Origin of the sequence: Sphingobacterium multivorum, assembly GCF_039511225.1 — a bacterium.
GTDB lineage: Bacteria > Bacteroidota > Bacteroidia > Sphingobacteriales > Sphingobacteriaceae > Sphingobacterium.
Genome location: NZ_CP154261.1, coordinates 4658980 through 4676652 on the forward strand (window position 1 = coordinate 4658980; position 17673 = coordinate 4676652).

Genomic DNA, 17673 nt, shown 5'->3' on the forward strand with positions numbered 1-17673 from the left:
CTTTGTTATACGATGAATAAGAAAAAAGTTGCACTCATGATCCTAGACGGACTAGGATATGGAAAACATGATAAATCAAATGCAGTTGAAGCTGCAAACACCCCATTTTTAGATCATTTATTAGAAGCTTATCCAAATTCGAGCTTAGAGGCTTCTGGTGAAGCTGTTGGATTACCTGCGGGGCAAATGGGAAACTCGGAGGTTGGTCACATGAATCTTGGCGCCGGAAGAATCGTCTACCAAGAATTGGGACGTATTCACAAAGCTGTCAATGACGGCGTATTCAATTCGGATCCGATCATTCAAGATGCCTTTAAATATGCATTGGAAAATAACAAAAAGGTACATCTTATCGGATTACTTTCCGATGGTGGTGTACACGCTCATACAAAGCATTTAAAAGGCTTATGTGATGCTGCAAAACAGGCCGGCTTGACAAGTGACCAGGTATTTATACATGCATTTTTAGATGGCCGTGATACAGATCCAAACTCCGGTATTGGCTATGTCAGGGACCTACAAGACTATTTAAAAACGACAACGGGCACTTTTGCCTCTGCAATCGGCCGATATTATGCCATGGACCGCGACAACAGATGGGAACGTGTAAAATTAGCATACGATCTTTTAGTAAAAGCGGAAGGTGAAAAATCCAATGACCTTGTTGCATCGATCCAAAAATCATACGACGAAGGTGTAACCGATGAGTTTGTGAAACCAATCGCATTGGTTGACGCCAACGGTACTCCGGTAGCAACAATCCAAGAAGGTGATGTGGTCTTCTGTTATAACTTCAGAACAGATCGTGGCCGCGAGATTACCATCGCTTTAACACAAAAGGCTTTTCCAGAATATGATCTACAACCATTAGAGCTATATTATGTGACCATGACATCTTACGATGAAACATTCCATAATGTCAGGGTGGTCTTCCAAAAAGATAACTTGACCAATACCCTGGGTGAAGTGTTGGAAGCAAATCATAAAACGCAAACGCGCATCGCCGAAACAGAGAAATATCCGCACGTGACATTTTTCTTTTCAGGAGGTCGTGAACAGCAATTTGAAGGTGAAAACCGCCTGTTGGTTCCATCTCCAAAAGTAGCGACCTACGATCTTCAACCGGAGATGTCTGCTCAAGGAATTACTGAAGCTATCGTCAACGATATGGAAACACTTCAACCCGATTTTATCTGCCTGAATTTTGCGAATCCTGACATGGTAGGTCACACGGGTGTTTTTGAGGCTGTTATAAAAGCAGTGGAAACTGTTGATCAATGTACAAAAACGGTTGTTGAGACAGGCCTTAAAAATGGTTACTCCTTTATTATTTTGGCCGACCACGGTAACTCCGAGTTTATGGTCAATGAAGATGGATCGCCAAATACGGCACATACAACCAATTTGGTTCCATGTATCTTGATTGACGATCAGTATAAGAAAATAGCAGATGGTAAATTAGGTGATATTGCCCCAACCGTCTTACAACTTTTGGGCGTCAATATCCCCGTTGAAATGACAGGAAATGTATTGGTATCAGAATAATAATTTACTTAAAAATAGTAGCAGCGCACTTTTCCTTCTTCTGGGCAGTGCGCTGCTTTTTTGGAGCTGTGGATCTCCATCCGCGACAAAAGGTCCTCAAAAATCTTCAGACATATTTTCTGTTGATTCGTTCTTTACTGCCGAGGTCAACCGCCTTCAGCAACTCAACCCCTCGGTTCTAAAATCTGTCAACAAAGATGGGGAGAAAGAAGCACGCGAACTAAAAATCGGCAATTGGAAAAACGAACTCTCCGCCTTTCAAGCCGCTGACATTAGTAAAAACTTCGATCCATCACTGTATGAAGTCAAAGCAGTAGACTGTGTAACAGAATTTACGGCTAAAAAGAAAGAACTACAGATACAGAAACTGCGTATCGAGTTTGACAAAAACGAAAAGGTAAAACACATCCATATCGATAAAAAGATAACAAATACTTTATACGATAGTCAAGAAACATTAGACTATTACAGCGACTCGCTCTATCGAATTGTCAAACTGCAAGATGTCCAAGGCTTGGATGCCAATCAATATGAAATTGAAGGCAAGTTTATTCCTTCCAAAAAATAAACAACCTTATCGATCATATGCAAAGTGTCTATCCAATCTTCGGATAGACACTTTTTTTTGTTCCGACGGGTATCCCCTATCACATCCTTTCGATAATCGGTTCAAAATAATAAATGCAACACAATTGCTTTGTATTATATTTTCCTTACCTTTGAGCTGATTAACAAAATAACTCAAGAGAAAACGTGGGTTTAAACATAGTGGTTTTAGCGTGAAAGGTATCTCATTGAACAAATTCGCAGCATTAATGCTCTTATTGACCTTCTTAATTGGTCAGTTCATTGTGTATACCCATGCGCATACGCAAACTGCACTCAGTATCGTAGACAGTCCTGCAAAAAAACACCACACGGATCATCCCAAGTGCTCCATTTGTGATCAAAACTCACACCCACAAATTCTTTTCCATTTTACGCTGCACGAATTAATACTTCCGACACAGCAGGTTGAATTTGGCCTGTTTATCACCGGAGATCAAATTATTCGATCACTGCTTTCTGGCAATCGTGGTCCCCCCATCGCTTAATTTTTACATAAGTCCAATAATGTCATTCATATACTCTTCTCATTATTGCGACAAACGACTTCATACAAGTTTTTAGAACTCGACAGTCTCAAGAATTCATACGATGAGTTATTGGGCTGCTGTTTTACTTGATGTTATATACGTAAAAATTATTCGTACAAATGAAACTTAAAATTATAGGCTGCATTTTTATGCTTGCCACTTATTTCTCCATATTTCCCGCTCTCGCCGCAACAATCAGCGGTAAAGTAACGGATGCAAAAACGAATCTTCCTATTGCTGGCGCTACAATAGCGCTGCAGCAGCTTCGTTCGAGCACCGCATCAGACCAGCAAGGTCACTACAGCTTCAAATCACTTCCTTCAAGTGGACGCTATTTGGTTGAAGTCCGTTTCTTGGGCTATCAGTCCGTTGTCAAGGCCGTTGATCTTACTTCGGAAAATCTTTCCCTTGATTTCGCTCTAACAGAAAGTATTATTGAAACCAATGAAGTCGTCGTTACGGGCACATTGGTTACCTCACAGAGCCGTCGCAATAGTACTTCAGTAGCTGTCATTTCCAAAGATGAACTGCAGGGAAATGCAACGAACCTGATTGATGCATTAGCCCGACAAGTTCCCGGGCTAAGCCAGATCACAACAGGACAAGGTATTTCAAAACCTGTTATACGGGGACTCGGTTATAATCGAGTCGTCACCGTGAGTGATGGTGTTAAACAGATGGGACAGCAATGGGGTGATGAACATGGTATCGAGATCGATCAAAATCAACCGGATCGCGTGGAGGTCTTACGTGGTGCAGCCTCTTTAATGTACGGCTCTGATGCTATCGGCGGTGTAATCAATGTGCTTGAACCAAATGTTCCTACTGCAGGGCAAATTAAAGGTGAAGTACTGAGCAGCTACTCCACCAACAACGGATTAACCAATAGTTCGGTTATGCTTACCGGTAATGAAAATGGCTTTGTATGGCGGGGCCGTGGTTCTTATCAAAATGCCTATTCGTATAATACGCCAGCAGGCCGATATGGAAATAGTGGTTTTAACAACAGTAATTTCAGTGGTATGCTCGGGCTAAACAAACAATGGGGCTACTCTCACCTGAATTTCTCATACCTGAAAAATAATATCGGCTTTTACGATGCCGAACCTGGTGATCCGCTTTACATCAACTCAAAAAGCCGTACCTTGGACTTCCCCAAGCAGGACATCCGTCATTACAAACTGGCTCTTAACAATAACTTTGTCATCGGTTCCGGTAGTTTAAAACTTGATCTGGGCTATCAAAAAAATCAACGTCGGGAACTCGAAGAAGCAACGCCTTCCTTATTCTTTGACCTGAATACGTATTCACTTGACGCAAAATATTCGTTAAGTGAAAAAAATGGCTGGCAACATGTATTTGGCATCAGTGCTAGCCAGGAGCATAGTTTAAATAAAGGTGTTGAATTCTTAATTCCAGCCTATGATCAGTTGGAATTGGGCGCTTTTGGCTATGCAAAGAAAACCTGGGGCGAAAATACCTTTAACGTCGGATTACGCTATGACTACGTCAACAACAAAGGCAAACAGCTCTTTATTGAAGACGAAGAGCAGTTCGCCGGTTTTAAAAATAGTTTCAGCAATGTGAGCGGAGCGCTTGGTTATACCCATATTTTCAGCGAAGACCTCAATTTCAAAGCAAATGCGGGTTCGGCTTTCAGAGCCCCTAATCCCGCTGAACTCGGCTCCAACGGGGTACACGAAGGGACTTACCGCTATGAAGTGGGAAATGAAAACCTGAAACCTGAACGAAGCTACCAAGCGGATGCAACGCTGGAGTTTGGACATAGCATCGTCACAGGAAGTATCGGAATCTATGAAAATTATATCCACAACTTTATCTATGCCTCAACAACAAAAGGCGATACCAAAACTGTGGTGGGTGAAGATGGCGATTCGCATACCTACGACGTATACCGCTATGGCCAGGTCAACGCCAATCTTTACGGTGTCGAAGGAAGCCTAAATTTTCACTTGTTGAACTGGATACACCTGGATAATACATTTAGCTATACCCATGCACAGAACAATACATTTAACAGACCGCTTGCATTGATTCCAGCTGGTGTTGTACACAATACCTTGCGGCTTGAGCCTAAGATTAGCGGCTTGAATGCTTTCTACGTTTCTGTGGGTCTGGACAATTATCTCAAACAGAACCGCATTGATGAAACCTTCGAAACCCCAGCAAACTCGTATTCCTTATTGAACGCAGGGATCGGTACAACATTACATCTCGGATCGCAACAGCTCAAAGTATTTGCAGCAGCGTCAAACTTGACCAACAAACGTTATTACGATGCACTGAGCCGATTGCGCCCAGGACGTCTTTCACAAGAAGACACGAGCTTTGGTGTCTATAATATGGGTAGAAATATCACTTTCGGTGTGTATATGCCATTGCGCATAAAGTAAATTTAGCTTAGCACAAACGAGTCGATTAAGATTAGTACACAGTAAAATAGAAGAAGGCAGGATCTACGATCCTGCCTTCTTCTATTTTACAATTATTTGGGATCATCTGCCGTTGCTTCCCTTGCCAAAGCCACTTCGTCGGGCATCGCTTCCAACGAGGAATCCAACGCGAACAAGGATTCATCTGATGCGCGGTCACCACCGGCGATTTTCAATTTATCAATCAATTCCAATGCTAACTTCTCTTCCTCGATCTGCTCCTTAACAAACCACTGCGCAAAGTTCCATGTCGCCCAGTCCTTTTCCGCCAACGCCAAATTGACAATGTTATAGATCGCTTCCGTATTATCTACTTCGTGTTTAAAAACGCGATTAAAGCATTCGGTCAATGATTGCGGGTCTGCTGGCGGCTCTGCGATAGCTTGTATTCTCGGGCGGCCACCTCTTTCCAAAATATACCCCATAATCTTCGTCATGTGGTTTCGCTCTTCCTGGGCATGTCTATACAGAAAATTGGCGATACCACCATACCCCTGATCATCTGCCCACACCCCCAACGCCAAATAAATCTGTGCTGCCTCAGCTTCCTTTGTCATCTGATTGATTAAAATTTGCTGCATTTCGTTTGACAATCGATTCGTTTCCATATCTAACTTATTTGATTTAGAAATAGAACAGCATCAGCACATATTTCGTTTGAAATTTACAAACAAAGACTGCTGAAATTACCGCCTTAAAAATGAAAAGCAGCTCATTGCTAACATACAGATTTCTAACAGGCACAAAAAAAAGGGAAAACCAGCTGGCATTCCCTTTTCTATTCTTTTTATAGTGATACTATTTCAAGTTATCTCTATATACTTTTGCTTTTTTGATTTCAGTTTGAATATCTTTCTTCGATGCATCAAAGCTCAACACTTTTTCATAATCCTTGATTGCATTGTTATAAGCGTCAGTTGCCATTGCCTTATTGTAATTCGGCGTACCCGCTGTTCCGATCAAGATACCTAAGTCGCGATTGGCGATTGCTCTATTTTGATAAAATTTCGAATCAGTCGGCGTAATGGCAATTGCTTTTGAATAATCCTCAATAGCAACTTTTAACAACTGCTCTTTGTTGGCAACAGATGTTTTATTGGTGGATTGAGTAGCAAGATTATTTGTTGCTTTCGCTTTGAAGTATAAAGCATTTGCATTTTTACCGTTCAATGCAACTACTTTCCCAAAAGTCTCCGCTGATTTTTTATAGTCACCATTCTGAAATTGAGAATACCCCAACATGTATAATACATCCGGATCTTTCCCTTCCTGAGGTAGGGCCTTTGTCAAGTATGATTCTGCATTCTTGAAATCACCATCCAAAAGAGCTTTCTGCCCCATTCTCACATTAGCGTTGCTATGCTCAGCCTGTTTTTGTTGTTGTTGTTGTTGTGCATTCGCGCTAAAAGCAACTAAGGCAAAAACCCCAGTAAACAAACCCAATTTAAATGATTTTAAATTCATATCTAAATAGTTACGTTTTTATATTCACTCGTTAATGATCACTTGTGATCGTTTCTACATTATTGAAAAAAACCGCCGATTGATTTCTTTAAACGCAAGAACTGCCATCGGTGCCCTTTCACATTCCAATATTACAATTATTATGCCTATTTCTCCAACAAATGGCAGATAAATTTTATTTAACCTGCCTTTTTTTCCTATTCTAGAAAATAGATTTGTAATTTTGCTCACTTTTAGCAATTGGCACTCCGCTTGCAATACAGGGGAAACAATACTAGAAGCTTAAAATTTGAAAGTCAGCCGTCAACATGTCAGCGACTGCCAAATACACAAAATAAATACTATGAGCAAATTCGAAACTTTTGATTTCAGTCAAGCAATTCCAATCGTTGCAGAGGATACCGAATTCTTCCCTTTACTTACACAAGAGGATGAAGATAATATGGCGAATGCTGAAATTCCAGAAGCATTGTCTATTTTGCCTTTACGTAATACCGTATTATTTCCCGGTGTTGTCATTCCGATTACCGTAGGTCGAGATAAATCCATCAAATTAGTCAAAGAAGCCTATAAAGGCAGCAAAACTATTGGTGTTGTTTCTCAGAAGGATATGACTGTAGAGGACCCAGGATTTGAAGAACTAAATAAAGTGGGCACTGTAGCTCATATCATTAAGGTACTCCAAATGCCTGATGGTAATACCACCGTCATTATCCAAGGAAAACAGCGGTTCAACTTGTTGGAAATTGTCGAAACCGAACCTTATCTAAAGGCGCGTGTGGAGAAATTCAACGAAGCGAAACCGAAGATGAGCAAGCACTTTAAGGCGACAATTTCTACCTTAAAAGAAATGGCGCTGCAGATTATTCAACTGTCGCCAAACTTGCCGAGTGAAGCTGGTATAGCCATCAAAAATATTGAAAGCCCCTCGTTTCTGATCAACTTCATTTCGTCAAATATCAATGTCGAAATGATCAGAAAACAAGAACTGCTTCAGATACCCAAAGTGGAGAACCGGGCCAAACTTTTACTGGAGCTGTTGACCACTGAAATCCAGATGCTGGAATTAAAGCACCAGATTCAGAATAAAGTACGTGTCGACCTTGACAAGCAACAACGTGACTATTTCCTGAACCAACAGCTTAAAACTATTCAGGAAGAACTTGGTGGCAATACCCCTGATCTTGAACTGGAAGAGCTTAAAAAACGGGGTAAGAAAAAGAAATGGAATGTTGATGTAGAAAAACATTTCACAAAGGAACTCGAAAAGCTATCGCGGATCAATCCTGCTGCTGCAGATTATTCGGTACAGCTCAATTACCTGGAGCTTTTGCTAGATCTACCTTGGAATGAAACAACAAAAGACAATTTTGATCTAAACAAAGCACAAAAAGTGCTCGATAAAGATCACTACGGACTAGAGAAAGTAAAAAAACGTATCATTGAATACCTTGCGGTATTGAAATTAAAAAATGATATGAAAGCACCTATTCTTTGTTTGGTAGGCCCTCCGGGAGTGGGTAAAACCTCCTTGGGAAGATCCATTGCCAAAGCTTTAGGACGCAAATATACCCGTATGGCTTTGGGTGGTGTACGCGATGAAGCAGAAATCAGAGGACACCGCAAAACCTATATCGGCGCAATGCCGGGCCGTATCATTCAGTCCTTGAAAAAAGCGGGGGCAGCAAATCCGGTTTTTATTCTGGACGAAATCGATAAAATGAGTGCAGATTTTAAAGGAGATCCTTCTTCAGCCTTATTGGAGGTGTTAGATCCGGAACAAAATACGCACTTCTATGATCATTACGTGGAAATGGAGTTCGACCTTTCCAAAGTGATGTTTATTGCGACAGCCAATTCTTTGAGTTCTATTCAACCTGCGCTCTTGGATCGGATGGAAATTATCGAAGTGAATGGCTATACCATCGAGGAAAAAATCGAAATCGCGAAAAAACACCTTTTGCCAAAACAACGCGAAATGCATGGCATGGCATCCAAAGATGTCTCGTTAAAAGCGAAGATTATCGAACAGATTATAGAGGATTACACACGTGAATCTGGCGTCCGCGGATTAGAAAAAAAGATCGGTTCCGTCGTACGTGGTATTGCAACACGTATCGTCATGGAAAAGGACTACAGTCCGAGTATCAACGAACAAGATCTACTCGATATCCTAGGTGCTCCAATATTTGATAAGGACATCTACGAAAATAACAATGTTGCCGGTGTCGTAACGGGCTTGGCCTGGACTTCCGTAGGTGGTGATATCTTATTTATAGAATCTTCACTGAGCCCAGGAAAAGGACGTTTGAGCCTGACCGGTAATTTGGGTGATGTCATGAAAGAATCTGCGTCGATTGCACTAGCCTACCTGAAAGCCCACGCTTCGGATTTCGGCATTAACTATCGTGTTTTCGACCATTGGGATATCCATATTCACGTTCCTGCAGGCGCCATTCCAAAAGACGGTCCTTCCGCTGGTATAACGATGCTCACCGCACTGACATCGCTGTTTACCCAACGTAAAGTGAAGGAGAAACTAGCCATGACAGGTGAAATTACGTTGCGTGGAAAGGTATTGCCTGTTGGCGGTATTAAGGAGAAAATTCTTGCTGCAAAACGCGCGAACATTAAAGATATTATCCTTTGTAAGTCGAACGAGAAAGATATCCTGGAGATCAAGGAAGATTACATCAAAGACATGGACTTCCATTATGTGACTGAAATGTCTCAGGTCATCAAACTCGCATTACTGGAAGAAAAAGTAAGTGGCGCCATTGACCTCACGCAAAATATCGAAGACACAAAAAAAGAGAGTTAACAGATACTCCAAAGGTGTTGAACAACAAGGGGCTATCCATTTTTTCGGGATAGCCCCTTTATTATACAATTTATAGGGATTCCCCTTACAGATGGTACGCACCCCCTCATCTGATCAGCTATTCTTAAACGGTCTGAGCTGACTTTCCGGACACCTTCTTTGAGTTGAAGTAAGCTTCTCTTATCATTCGCCTTTAAGTGTGGATATCATCGTTTAGATCCCAGCTTTTCATGCAAAAGATCCTCGTCCAAACTATTTTCATATTTTGAAATGACCAGCGTTGCCGCTGAATTTCCGATCAAATTGGTTATCGCCCTTGCTTCACTCATAAAACGATCCACACCAAAGATCAATGCGACAGATTCCACCGGTACATGACCAACCACAGGCAAGGTAGCGGCAAGGGTAACAAAACCGCTTCCTGTGACACCCGCGGCACCTTTGGACGTCAATAGCAACACCAGTAATAAGGTAATTTCCTGTTCCAAACTGAGATGCATGTTGAGGGCCTGCGATATAAAAACCGCTGCCATGGTCAGATAGATACTTGTTCCATCCAGATTGAAAGAATACCCCGTTGGAATAACTAGACCCACAACAGGTTTGGCACAGCCCGCATCTTCCATCTTCTGCATGATACCCGGCAATGCAGACTCTGAAGAGGAAGTCCCCAATACAATCAGAATTTCTTCCTTGATGTATTTTAAAAACTTAAAAACATTGACCTTGAGATAAAAATGCAATACAGCTCCGATCACGATGATCACGAAAATAAAACAGGTTAGGTAGAAACTCAACATCAGCATACCCAATTTGGATAGGGCCTGGATCCCGAACTTACCGATCGTAAAACCCATTGCCCCCATTGCTCCGATGGGCGCCAGGTACATGATCATTTTGATAATAGAGAAAAGAACCTTGAGAAACGACTGTAATACATGGAGGACAGGCTCAGAAGCTTTCTGCCCGATTTTTGTCATCCCTATCCCAAACAACACCGCGAAAACGAGTACCTGCAACATATTGTCCGAAGCTACTGCGGCAATCACATTGCCCGGAATAATCCCTATGATAAAGTCCATAAAACTATGTGGTTCCTTGGATTCTGAGATGTAATGGGATACCGAAGATACATCAAGACTGGCCGGATCGGCATTCATCCCGGTACCTGGCTGTATTAAATTTACAAAGACCAGACCGATAATCAAGGCGATCGTGGTCATAATCTCGAAATAGATAATAGAAGTTAAACCAATTTTTCCCACTTTTTTCGTATCCTGCATCCCAGCTATACCGATCACGATGGAACTGAAAATCAAAGGTGCAATAACCATCTTGATCAGTTTAATAAAAGCGTCACCCAAGGGTTTTAACTTAACCGCAAAATCCGGATAATAGATTCCGCAGAGGATCCCCACAAGTATACCCAACACAACCTGAAAATAGAGGCTTTTAAAAATATTTTTCATGATAGCGATATTTACGGACAGTAATTCCCTTTGCGTTTAATTGGCTGTTCAATTTAGGACGTCAAAATTATTCCTACGAATATAAAAAAAAGGGATGCATAAATGCATCCCTTCCTATGATATTTTTTGAACTTAATTACTAAAATATGCTCTCACATTTTTTCCCTCAATCCAGTTCATATACGCTTTGTTGACGACCTTGTTTCCTCCAGGTGTAGGATAATCACCCGAGAAGTACCAATCACCTTTATGATCCGGACAAGCTTTGTGTAAATTATCCAATGTTTGGTAAACTACTTCAAGCTCTGCTTTTAGGTGGTGAGGTCTTACAATACGAGCAATTTCTTCTGAGATCTCTTCATCCGTAAACGGTGCGTAGATCGCTTTAACATAATTCTCGATCTCATTAACATCTTGGGTCATTGACAACACACATTTTTGATAAACTTCATCAATAATATGTGCCATACCACGTTGTTTGAGGAGATTAATTGCGGCTTCGAATGCGACAAACTCACCCATACGTGACATATCAATACCGTAACAATCTGGGTAACGAATCTGCGGAGCAGAAGAAACAATCACAATTTTTTTCGGATTCAAACGATCCAGGATCGTCAAGATACTTTGTTTCAACGTTGTTCCCCTAACGATCGAATCATCAATGGCAACGATGGTATCTTCATGATCTTTTACAATACCGTAAGTTGTATCGTATACGTGTTGTACCATATCGGTACGGTCCGCATCTTGTGTAATGAAGGTACGCAGTTTAGCATCCTTTACATTGAGTTTTTCAAAACGAGGTTTGATACTCAAGATTTCATCTAACTCCTCATCAGAAATCTTTTCTGAACGATTTAATAGCGTCTCTTTTTGAAAATCCCGAACGTACGCATTGATACCATCCATTAGGCCATAGTAAGATACTTCAGCTGTATTTGGAATAAAGGAGAATACGGTGTTTTTGATGTTATTTTTGACAGACTCCAATACCTGAGGTACCAGTAATCGTCCTAATTCTTTACGTTCTTGATAGATATCAGCATCCGACCCACGTGAGAAGTAAATTCGTTCGAAAGAACAAGAACGTTGTTCTACGGGCTGTCTAAACATCTCTTGGGATACAGTACCATCTTTTTTGGCAATCAGGGCATGGCCTGGTTTAATTTCCTTCACAGCACCAATAGGAATATTGAATGCCGTTTGGATGACAGGTCTTTCTGATGCGACCACCAAGATCTCCTCATCCTGATAATAAAACGCCGGACGAATACCTGCCGGGTCGCGCATCACAAAAGCATCACCATGACCAAAGATACCCGCAATAGTGTAACCACCATCCCAAGTTTTGGCCGAACGCTTCAATATTTTGGCAACATCAATATTTTTTGCAATCAGCGAGCTGATCTCAATATTAGAATGACCTTCTTTTTTGAACTGATCGAAAAGATCCTGGTTCTCATCATCCAAGAAATGGCCAATTTTTTCCAAAACGGTAACGGTATCCGCTTTTTCTTTTGGATGTTGTCCCAACTCATATAATTGTTGCAACAATTCGTCCACATTGGTCATGTTGAAGTTACCCGCTACCACCAAATTACGAGACATCCAATTGTTTTGTCTTAAAAATGGGTGACAGCTTTCGATACTGTTCTTTCCATGCGTACCATAGCGCAAATGTCCTAAAAGTACTTCTCCCGTAAAACTTACATTATCTTTTAACCATTGCGTATCTTTTGACTCCTCTGGAAATGCCTTCTGAACAGAAGCAAATTTTTTCTGTACATATTCGAATATGTCTGCCACAGCAGTTGAGCCCATTGCTCTGTAACGCGAAATGTAACGATTTCCAGGTTTAACATCAAATTTAATGGTTGCAATTCCAGCACCGTCTTGTCCACGGTTGTGCTGTTTTTCCATTAATAGGTACAATTTGTTGATGCCATAAAATGGCGTACCATATTTTTCCTGATAATAAGATAAGGGTTTTAACAGGCGAATTAGTGCGATTCCGCACTCGTGTTTAATAGCGTCGCTCATATCTTGATTTGATGTCGCAAAAATAAGAATTATTTAGCACTTAGCGATCGCCCCGCTCACTTTTTCCGCAATAAAATTACAGTGAATAGACAGAGACTCTTTGAGATAGTCACTGAGAACCTATTGAGCGATAAAAACAGGTACTTTCACCGCATGCCTTAGCTTGTTGACCGTCTCACCAAAAACAAAATCCTTCACACCACTATGTCCATGACTTCCCACAACCAAGAGATCGGCTTTATATTTTTCACAAATTTCAGCAATGCACTTGATCCGGTTATTGTATCCTAATTCATATTCTGTCTGATGACCTTTCGACAAGAGGAAGTCTGCATACAATTTCAGGCGTTCCAAATCCTGACGCGATTCAAAATCGTCCGTCGAATCTCCGGTATATTTTACCGATGCACTTTCAACAATATGTACAACCACAAAAGTAGTATCCTTATGTGAAAGCTGTAGTGCATATTGGATCACTTTCTGATCAGAATTCGAAAAATCCAACGCAATCACAACTTTCTTAAAAGAGCCTTTATCTTCAAAATGCAATGCCTCAAATGGTGGGTGAACCTCCAACTCCGTTGGTTTCGATTTGAGTAAAATGGGATATAATACCGTCATGACAAGCAAGGCGAATAAGCCCATCGCTCCCACAACCAACAATACGGTTACTACAATATTATTGGCTTCGCCAATCCAGCCAACAACTTCATCGTAGACCAGCTTAAGATTCAACACTGCAATAATGGTCGCTATCAACCAGGCCACTACTTTTGTGAGTGGCTTAATAGCAAAGTCACCCATCTTGACTTTATCACTTACAAAGTGGATCAATGGAATGACAGCAAAAGCCAGCTGCATACTCAAGATCACCTGACTAAAGATCAGTAGCTGTCCGACACGGCCTTCACCCGAAATGAGTATCACCAATACAGCCGGGATAATAGCCAAAAGCCGCGTTATAATCCTCCGCAAGGTCGGACTAATCCGCAAGCGAAGGTATCCCTCCATCACAATCTGGCCGGCTAAGGTTCCCGTCACCGTTGAGCTCTGTCCGGCAAGAATCAAGGCAACAGCAAACAATTTTGAAGCCCATTCCGTCCCTAGAAGGTTGCCCAATAGGTGGTAAGCATCTTCAAGTTCGGCCACGTCATGCATGCCGTTCTTATGAAAAACAGATGCCGCAAGAATCAAAATCGCGGCGTTCACCAAAAATGCCAGGTTTAAGGCGATGGCACTATCCCAGAAGTTGTACTTGAGCGATTTTCGGATAGAAACCTCATTCCGGTCAATTTTCCGCGTTTGCACCAGGGCCGAATGCAGATACAGGTTATGCGGCATGACGGTTGCACCGATGATTCCTATGGCAATATATAATGCAGCGCTATTCGGTATACTCGGTATAAAACCAGTGGCAACCTCTGCAAAATCAGGTTTCGCCAAAAACATTTCTACCATGAAACACATACCAATAAGCGCGATCAGCCCAATGATAAAGAGTTCCATTTTTCGCATCCCGAGTTTCTGCAGATAGAGCAGTAAGAAGGTGTCTGCAAAACTGATCATGACTCCCCAAAGCAAATCGATTCCAAAAAGTAGGTTAAGACCGATTGCCATTCCCAAAACCTCCGCCAGATCACAGGCTGCAATTGCAATTTCAGCAAGGACATAGAGCACAAAATTCATCCGCTTGGGATAAGTCTCTCTGTTACACTGCGCAAGGTCTTTCCCCCGTACAATACCTAGACGGGCACATAAATTCTGTAACACCAGCGCCATGATATTACTCATCAACAATACCCAAATCAAGGTATAGCCAAATTGGCTTCCTCCAGCGAGATCGGTAGCCCAGTTGCCCGGATCCATATATCCTACGCTAATGAGGTAGGCTGGCCCAAAGAAACTTAGTATCTTCTTAAATTTGGATTTCCCTTGATTGACATCGACACTTTCATGGATATCAGACAGGGATTTATGATGAGATTCGTCGTAATGCATAAAATACTATAAGTGCAATATCGTCTATTGTCAGCCTTAAAGATAAAAAGCTTTACATTATTAGGCAATTAAACCGCGATATAATTAGAATTTAAATACCAACTGGCCAGAATTTTCCTTTGATTGGTTGCCAAATTGGATAAAATCGATGACCTCGTACTGCCCTAGGTCGGGTTTAAACTGCCGTACATGAACCCCCTTACACATAAAGCTCAGATCGACCGACCGCAATCGTTCTTTTGCGATCTCAAGTCGCTCAGGTTCCAACTGCCGACCAATCGAAATATGCGGTTCGTCACTAATTTCAATCAAGTCAAACCCGGCTAGCGTCTGAACAACCTTCCTCGCCCGGTCCTTTAGGTAACTGCGCGCATGCACCGTCGGTGCAATATAGAAGGCACCACCCGTAAATGAGGAGAAATGATCAAAATAAACATACTGACTGCGTTCGTAGCGCAAGGCCTCCTGCAAAACATTAATGGCCGAGGCGAGCCTATGCTCGTCCGCTTCTAAAGCGCATATGGTCACATGGGCCTTCGAATTACAACTCCGGTACCAGCCCTTGTTTTTGTCAGGGAATACTTCGGCTAGCGATGCACGTAATCGCCGCTTCAACCCGTCTACCAAAATAATACCCGCTTCATCAGGTTGAAAAACAAACGAATATTTATTAACACTGCCCTCCATAACAAAAATCAGTTTCAGATCAGTAGGTAAGATAACAAATACCACGGAGATAACAAAACCAATGCCTAGCAGCACGCTAATGACACTCTACCACCCGATGCCATAATCCTCCCCATTATTGCTACTGCCGCCCCAAAGTGTACGGTGCTGCTGATCGAAATAAATCGCATTGATAGGTCCACTGGTACGATCGCCGAGCTGAATGCTATACCCCATTTTCTTCAATTGTTCAATAATTGCTGGAGCGGTATTTTTGTCCAATAGCAGGCTACCTGAGCGCGGTTTTCGATCATCGGTCTTTGTTCCTCCCAGCGATAGCCAAAGCTGATTACTGTTGATATTGGCCGCCTCGCTGGCTTGTTGTGGCGTCATACCAAACTCGACCATATTCAAGAAAAATTGCAGCAAATTCTGATCCTGAGTATCTCCGCCCTGCACGGCAAAAGAAAGGTAAGGTTTTCCGTTTTTCAAAGCCATCGAAGGGGTGAGCGTTACACGCGGTCTTTTGCCCGGCTCGACCACATTGAACGGGTTAATCAACGAATCTAAGACAAAACTTTGTAGGCGCTGACTCATGCCCACCCCGGTATTCCCGGCAATACAGGCAGGAAGCCAACCTCCACTCGGCGTGATCGAAACAACCCAACCTTCATCATCCGCCGCTTCAACACTTGTGGTTCCCCGCAATAAACGGTCAACATAAGCACTATCCAACGCTAAAGAGGCCAAAAGAGCTGTTTTTGGCAATTCCGTTAGGGACGAACCTGAGCGCGCGTCATGTTTGGGAACAAAATCGTTTTTCAGCTCCGCATGTGGTGTAAACTCCTTCTTGCGCTGCTCAAGTAACGGAAGATAAGGATTCTGCTTTCCTTCATAGGGATAAGGATCTCCGGGAAGTACATTCGGGTTATTTCGCTTAAGGTCAATTGTTGCAGCTCTCGCCTTAGCATAAGACTCATGTAATAGGCCTTGAATAGGTGTCTTCGGTTTACCGTAGGGATCACCGTAATAAAAATCCCGATCGGCAAAGGCTAAGTTCATAACCTGATAGAGTGTATGAATATAAGAAGCGGAATTATATCCCATGGTCTTTAGATCAAAGTTTTTCAGCATCTGCAGACTCTGTAGCATGGCTGGACCCTGTGTCCATTCTTGTAATTTATACACGTCAACGCCCTTATAATTGACGTGCAATGGTTCCTCCTCAATAGGTTTCCAATTGGCCAAGTCTGCTTTCGTGATTAAGCCACCTTGCTCCTTACTGCCGCGGACAAATTCATCTGCAATATCGCCGGTATAAAACCGGTCGTAGGCAGCCATGATTGCGGTCTTCCTGTCTTTTCCCGCTGCTAGGGCCTTCTTTTCGGCTTCTACCAATTTGGACAGGGTCTTATGCAGATCCTGCTGTACAAAAACCTCTCCCGCCTCGGGAGCTTCCCAGGATTTACCCTCATGTACTAAAAACACCTTTTTACTGTAGGGCCATTCTTTAATGCGGTCTTTACCCCGCTCTATACTTGTTGCTGTTTGTGCATCAATGGGATAACCCGCAGCCATTTCAAGAGCAGGAGCCAATACCTCTGCAAGACTTTTCGTTCCATAATGAGCCAACATATAGCACAATCCGCCGGGCGTACCCGGAGTAACCGCAGCAAGGGGGCCATATTCAGGTGGAAATTCATAGCCCTTTGACCTAAAAAAATCGACTGTCGCTCCACTGGGTGCTACCCCTAAGGCATTTATGGCAATAACCTTCTTTAATTTCGGATGATAAATTAAGGCCTGCGTCTCTCCGCCCCAACTCAAAACATCCCACATCGTACAGGTTGCTGCGAGCATGGCACAGGCAGCGTCCACCGCATTTCCGCCTTGTTGGAATAGTTGGGCACCCGCTGTTGCCGCCAAGGGTTTGCCCGTAATAGCCATCCAATGTTTTCCATGCAAAGGTGGTTTCTGTGTACGCTGAGCGGAACTCAGCATCGGCATACCGGTAGTAAGTAATCCAAATAGCGTCGTCAGTAGCAGGGTACTTCTTCTTTTCATAGCAGCAATCTTTC

Annotated in this window: 12 protein-coding genes; 5 read left to right on the forward strand and 7 right to left on the reverse strand. The window is 42.4% G+C overall.

The features are described 5' to 3' along the window. Positions 1–12 precede the first annotated feature (12 nt). The 4 genes from gpmI to AAH582_RS19345 all read left to right on the forward strand — a co-directional run bounded on the left by gpmI (position 13) and on the right by AAH582_RS19345 (position 5095). Positions 13–1545 (forward strand): 2,3-bisphosphoglycerate-independent phosphoglycerate mutase, encoded by a 1533-nt coding sequence (gpmI, locus tag AAH582_RS19330; protein WP_343319770.1) that lies wholly within the window; start codon positions 13–15, stop codon positions 1543–1545. Next, entirely contained in the window at positions 1526–2113 is a 588-nt protein-coding gene (locus AAH582_RS19335; protein ID WP_343319772.1) for a hypothetical protein, read from the forward strand. The genes gpmI and AAH582_RS19335 overlap by 20 nt, the downstream gene beginning before the upstream one ends. Positions 2114–2324: 211 nt before the next feature. After that, complete coding sequence (locus AAH582_RS19340; RefSeq protein WP_343319773.1) at positions 2325–2639, forward strand: hypothetical protein; 315 nt, start codon at positions 2325–2327, stop codon at positions 2637–2639. Positions 2640–2800: 161 nt separating this feature from the next. Then, on the forward strand, positions 2801–5095 hold the full coding sequence (locus AAH582_RS19345) for a TonB-dependent receptor (protein WP_343319775.1): 2295 nt from the start codon (positions 2801–2803) through the stop codon (positions 5093–5095). Positions 5096–5187: 92 nt separating this feature from the next. Here the strand turns inward: AAH582_RS19345 and AAH582_RS19350 are convergent, their stop codons facing one another. Both AAH582_RS19350 and AAH582_RS19355 read right to left on the reverse strand, forming a co-directional pair. Beyond that, positions 5188–5742, reverse strand: a complete 555-nt coding sequence (locus tag AAH582_RS19350) for a ferritin (protein ID WP_046672169.1) — start codon at positions 5740–5742, stop codon at positions 5188–5190. Positions 5743–5932: 190 nt separating this feature from the next. Continuing rightward, on the reverse strand, positions 5933–6598 hold the full coding sequence (locus tag AAH582_RS19355; RefSeq protein ID WP_343319778.1) for a tetratricopeptide repeat protein: 666 nt from the start codon (positions 6596–6598) through the stop codon (positions 5933–5935). A gap of 343 nt (positions 6599–6941) precedes the next feature. Between AAH582_RS19355 and lon the strand changes: the two genes are divergently transcribed. Continuing rightward, positions 6942–9419, forward strand: a complete 2478-nt coding sequence (gene lon, locus AAH582_RS19360) for an endopeptidase La (protein ID WP_343319780.1) — start codon at positions 6942–6944, stop codon at positions 9417–9419. 206 nt (positions 9420–9625) lie between these two features. Here lon and dctA read toward each other — a convergent pair whose 3' ends face one another. The 5 genes from dctA to AAH582_RS19385 form a co-directional block, all read right to left on the reverse strand. Further along, positions 9626–10888, reverse strand: coding sequence for a C4-dicarboxylate transporter DctA (gene dctA / locus AAH582_RS19365; RefSeq protein WP_046672166.1), 1263 nt, complete (start codon positions 10886–10888; stop codon positions 9626–9628). Positions 10889–11020: 132 nt separating this feature from the next. Continuing rightward, positions 11021–12931, reverse strand: coding sequence for an amidophosphoribosyltransferase (locus tag AAH582_RS19370; RefSeq protein WP_343319782.1), 1911 nt, complete (start codon positions 12929–12931; stop codon positions 11021–11023). A 120-nt stretch (positions 12932–13051) separates the two neighbouring features. Further along, the gene (locus AAH582_RS19375; RefSeq protein WP_343319784.1) at positions 13052–14929 is read right to left on the reverse strand and encodes an Nramp family divalent metal transporter; all 1878 of its coding nucleotides are present in this window, start codon (positions 14927–14929) and stop codon (positions 13052–13054) included. A gap of 84 nt (positions 14930–15013) precedes the next feature. After that, a complete protein-coding gene (locus tag AAH582_RS19380) occupies positions 15014–15616 on the reverse strand; it encodes a 2'-5' RNA ligase family protein (RefSeq protein ID WP_046672163.1) in 603 nt (200 codons plus the stop codon). An 87-nt stretch (positions 15617–15703) separates the two neighbouring features. Continuing rightward, positions 15704–17659, reverse strand: coding sequence for a gamma-glutamyltransferase family protein (locus tag AAH582_RS19385; RefSeq protein ID WP_343319785.1), 1956 nt, complete (start codon positions 17657–17659; stop codon positions 15704–15706). Positions 17660–17673: the final 14 nt, after the last annotated feature.

What these genes read in the sequence shown, in the direction of transcription:
- gpmI (WP_343319770.1), top strand. Translation starts at nt 13, where the DNA reads ATGAATAAGAAAAAAGTTGCACTCATGATCCTAGACGGACTAGGATAT.
- lon (WP_343319780.1), top strand. Translation starts at nt 6,942, where the DNA reads ATGAGCAAATTCGAAACTTTTGATTTCAGTCAAGCAATTCCAATCGTT.
- AAH582_RS19335 (WP_343319772.1), top strand. Translation starts at nt 1,526, where the DNA reads ATGTATTGGTATCAGAATAATAATTTACTTAAAAATAGTAGCAGCGCA.
- dctA (WP_046672166.1), bottom strand. Translation starts at nt 10,888, where the DNA reads ATGAAAAATATTTTTAAAAGCCTCTATTTTCAGGTTGTGTTGGGTATA.
- AAH582_RS19380 (WP_046672163.1), bottom strand. Translation starts at nt 15,616, where the DNA reads ATGGAGGGCAGTGTTAATAAATATTCGTTTGTTTTTCAACCTGATGAA.
- AAH582_RS19355 (WP_343319778.1), bottom strand. Translation starts at nt 6,598, where the DNA reads ATGAATTTAAAATCATTTAAATTGGGTTTGTTTACTGGGGTTTTTGCC.
- AAH582_RS19385 (WP_343319785.1), bottom strand. Translation starts at nt 17,659, where the DNA reads ATGAAAAGAAGAAGTACCCTGCTACTGACGACGCTATTTGGATTACTT.
- AAH582_RS19370 (WP_343319782.1), bottom strand. Translation starts at nt 12,931, where the DNA reads ATGAGCGACGCTATTAAACACGAGTGCGGAATCGCACTAATTCGCCTG.
- AAH582_RS19345 (WP_343319775.1), top strand. Translation starts at nt 2,801, where the DNA reads ATGAAACTTAAAATTATAGGCTGCATTTTTATGCTTGCCACTTATTTC.
- AAH582_RS19375 (WP_343319784.1), bottom strand. Translation starts at nt 14,929, where the DNA reads ATGCATTACGACGAATCTCATCATAAATCCCTGTCTGATATCCATGAA.
- AAH582_RS19350 (WP_046672169.1), bottom strand. Translation starts at nt 5,742, where the DNA reads ATGGAAACGAATCGATTGTCAAACGAAATGCAGCAAATTTTAATCAAT.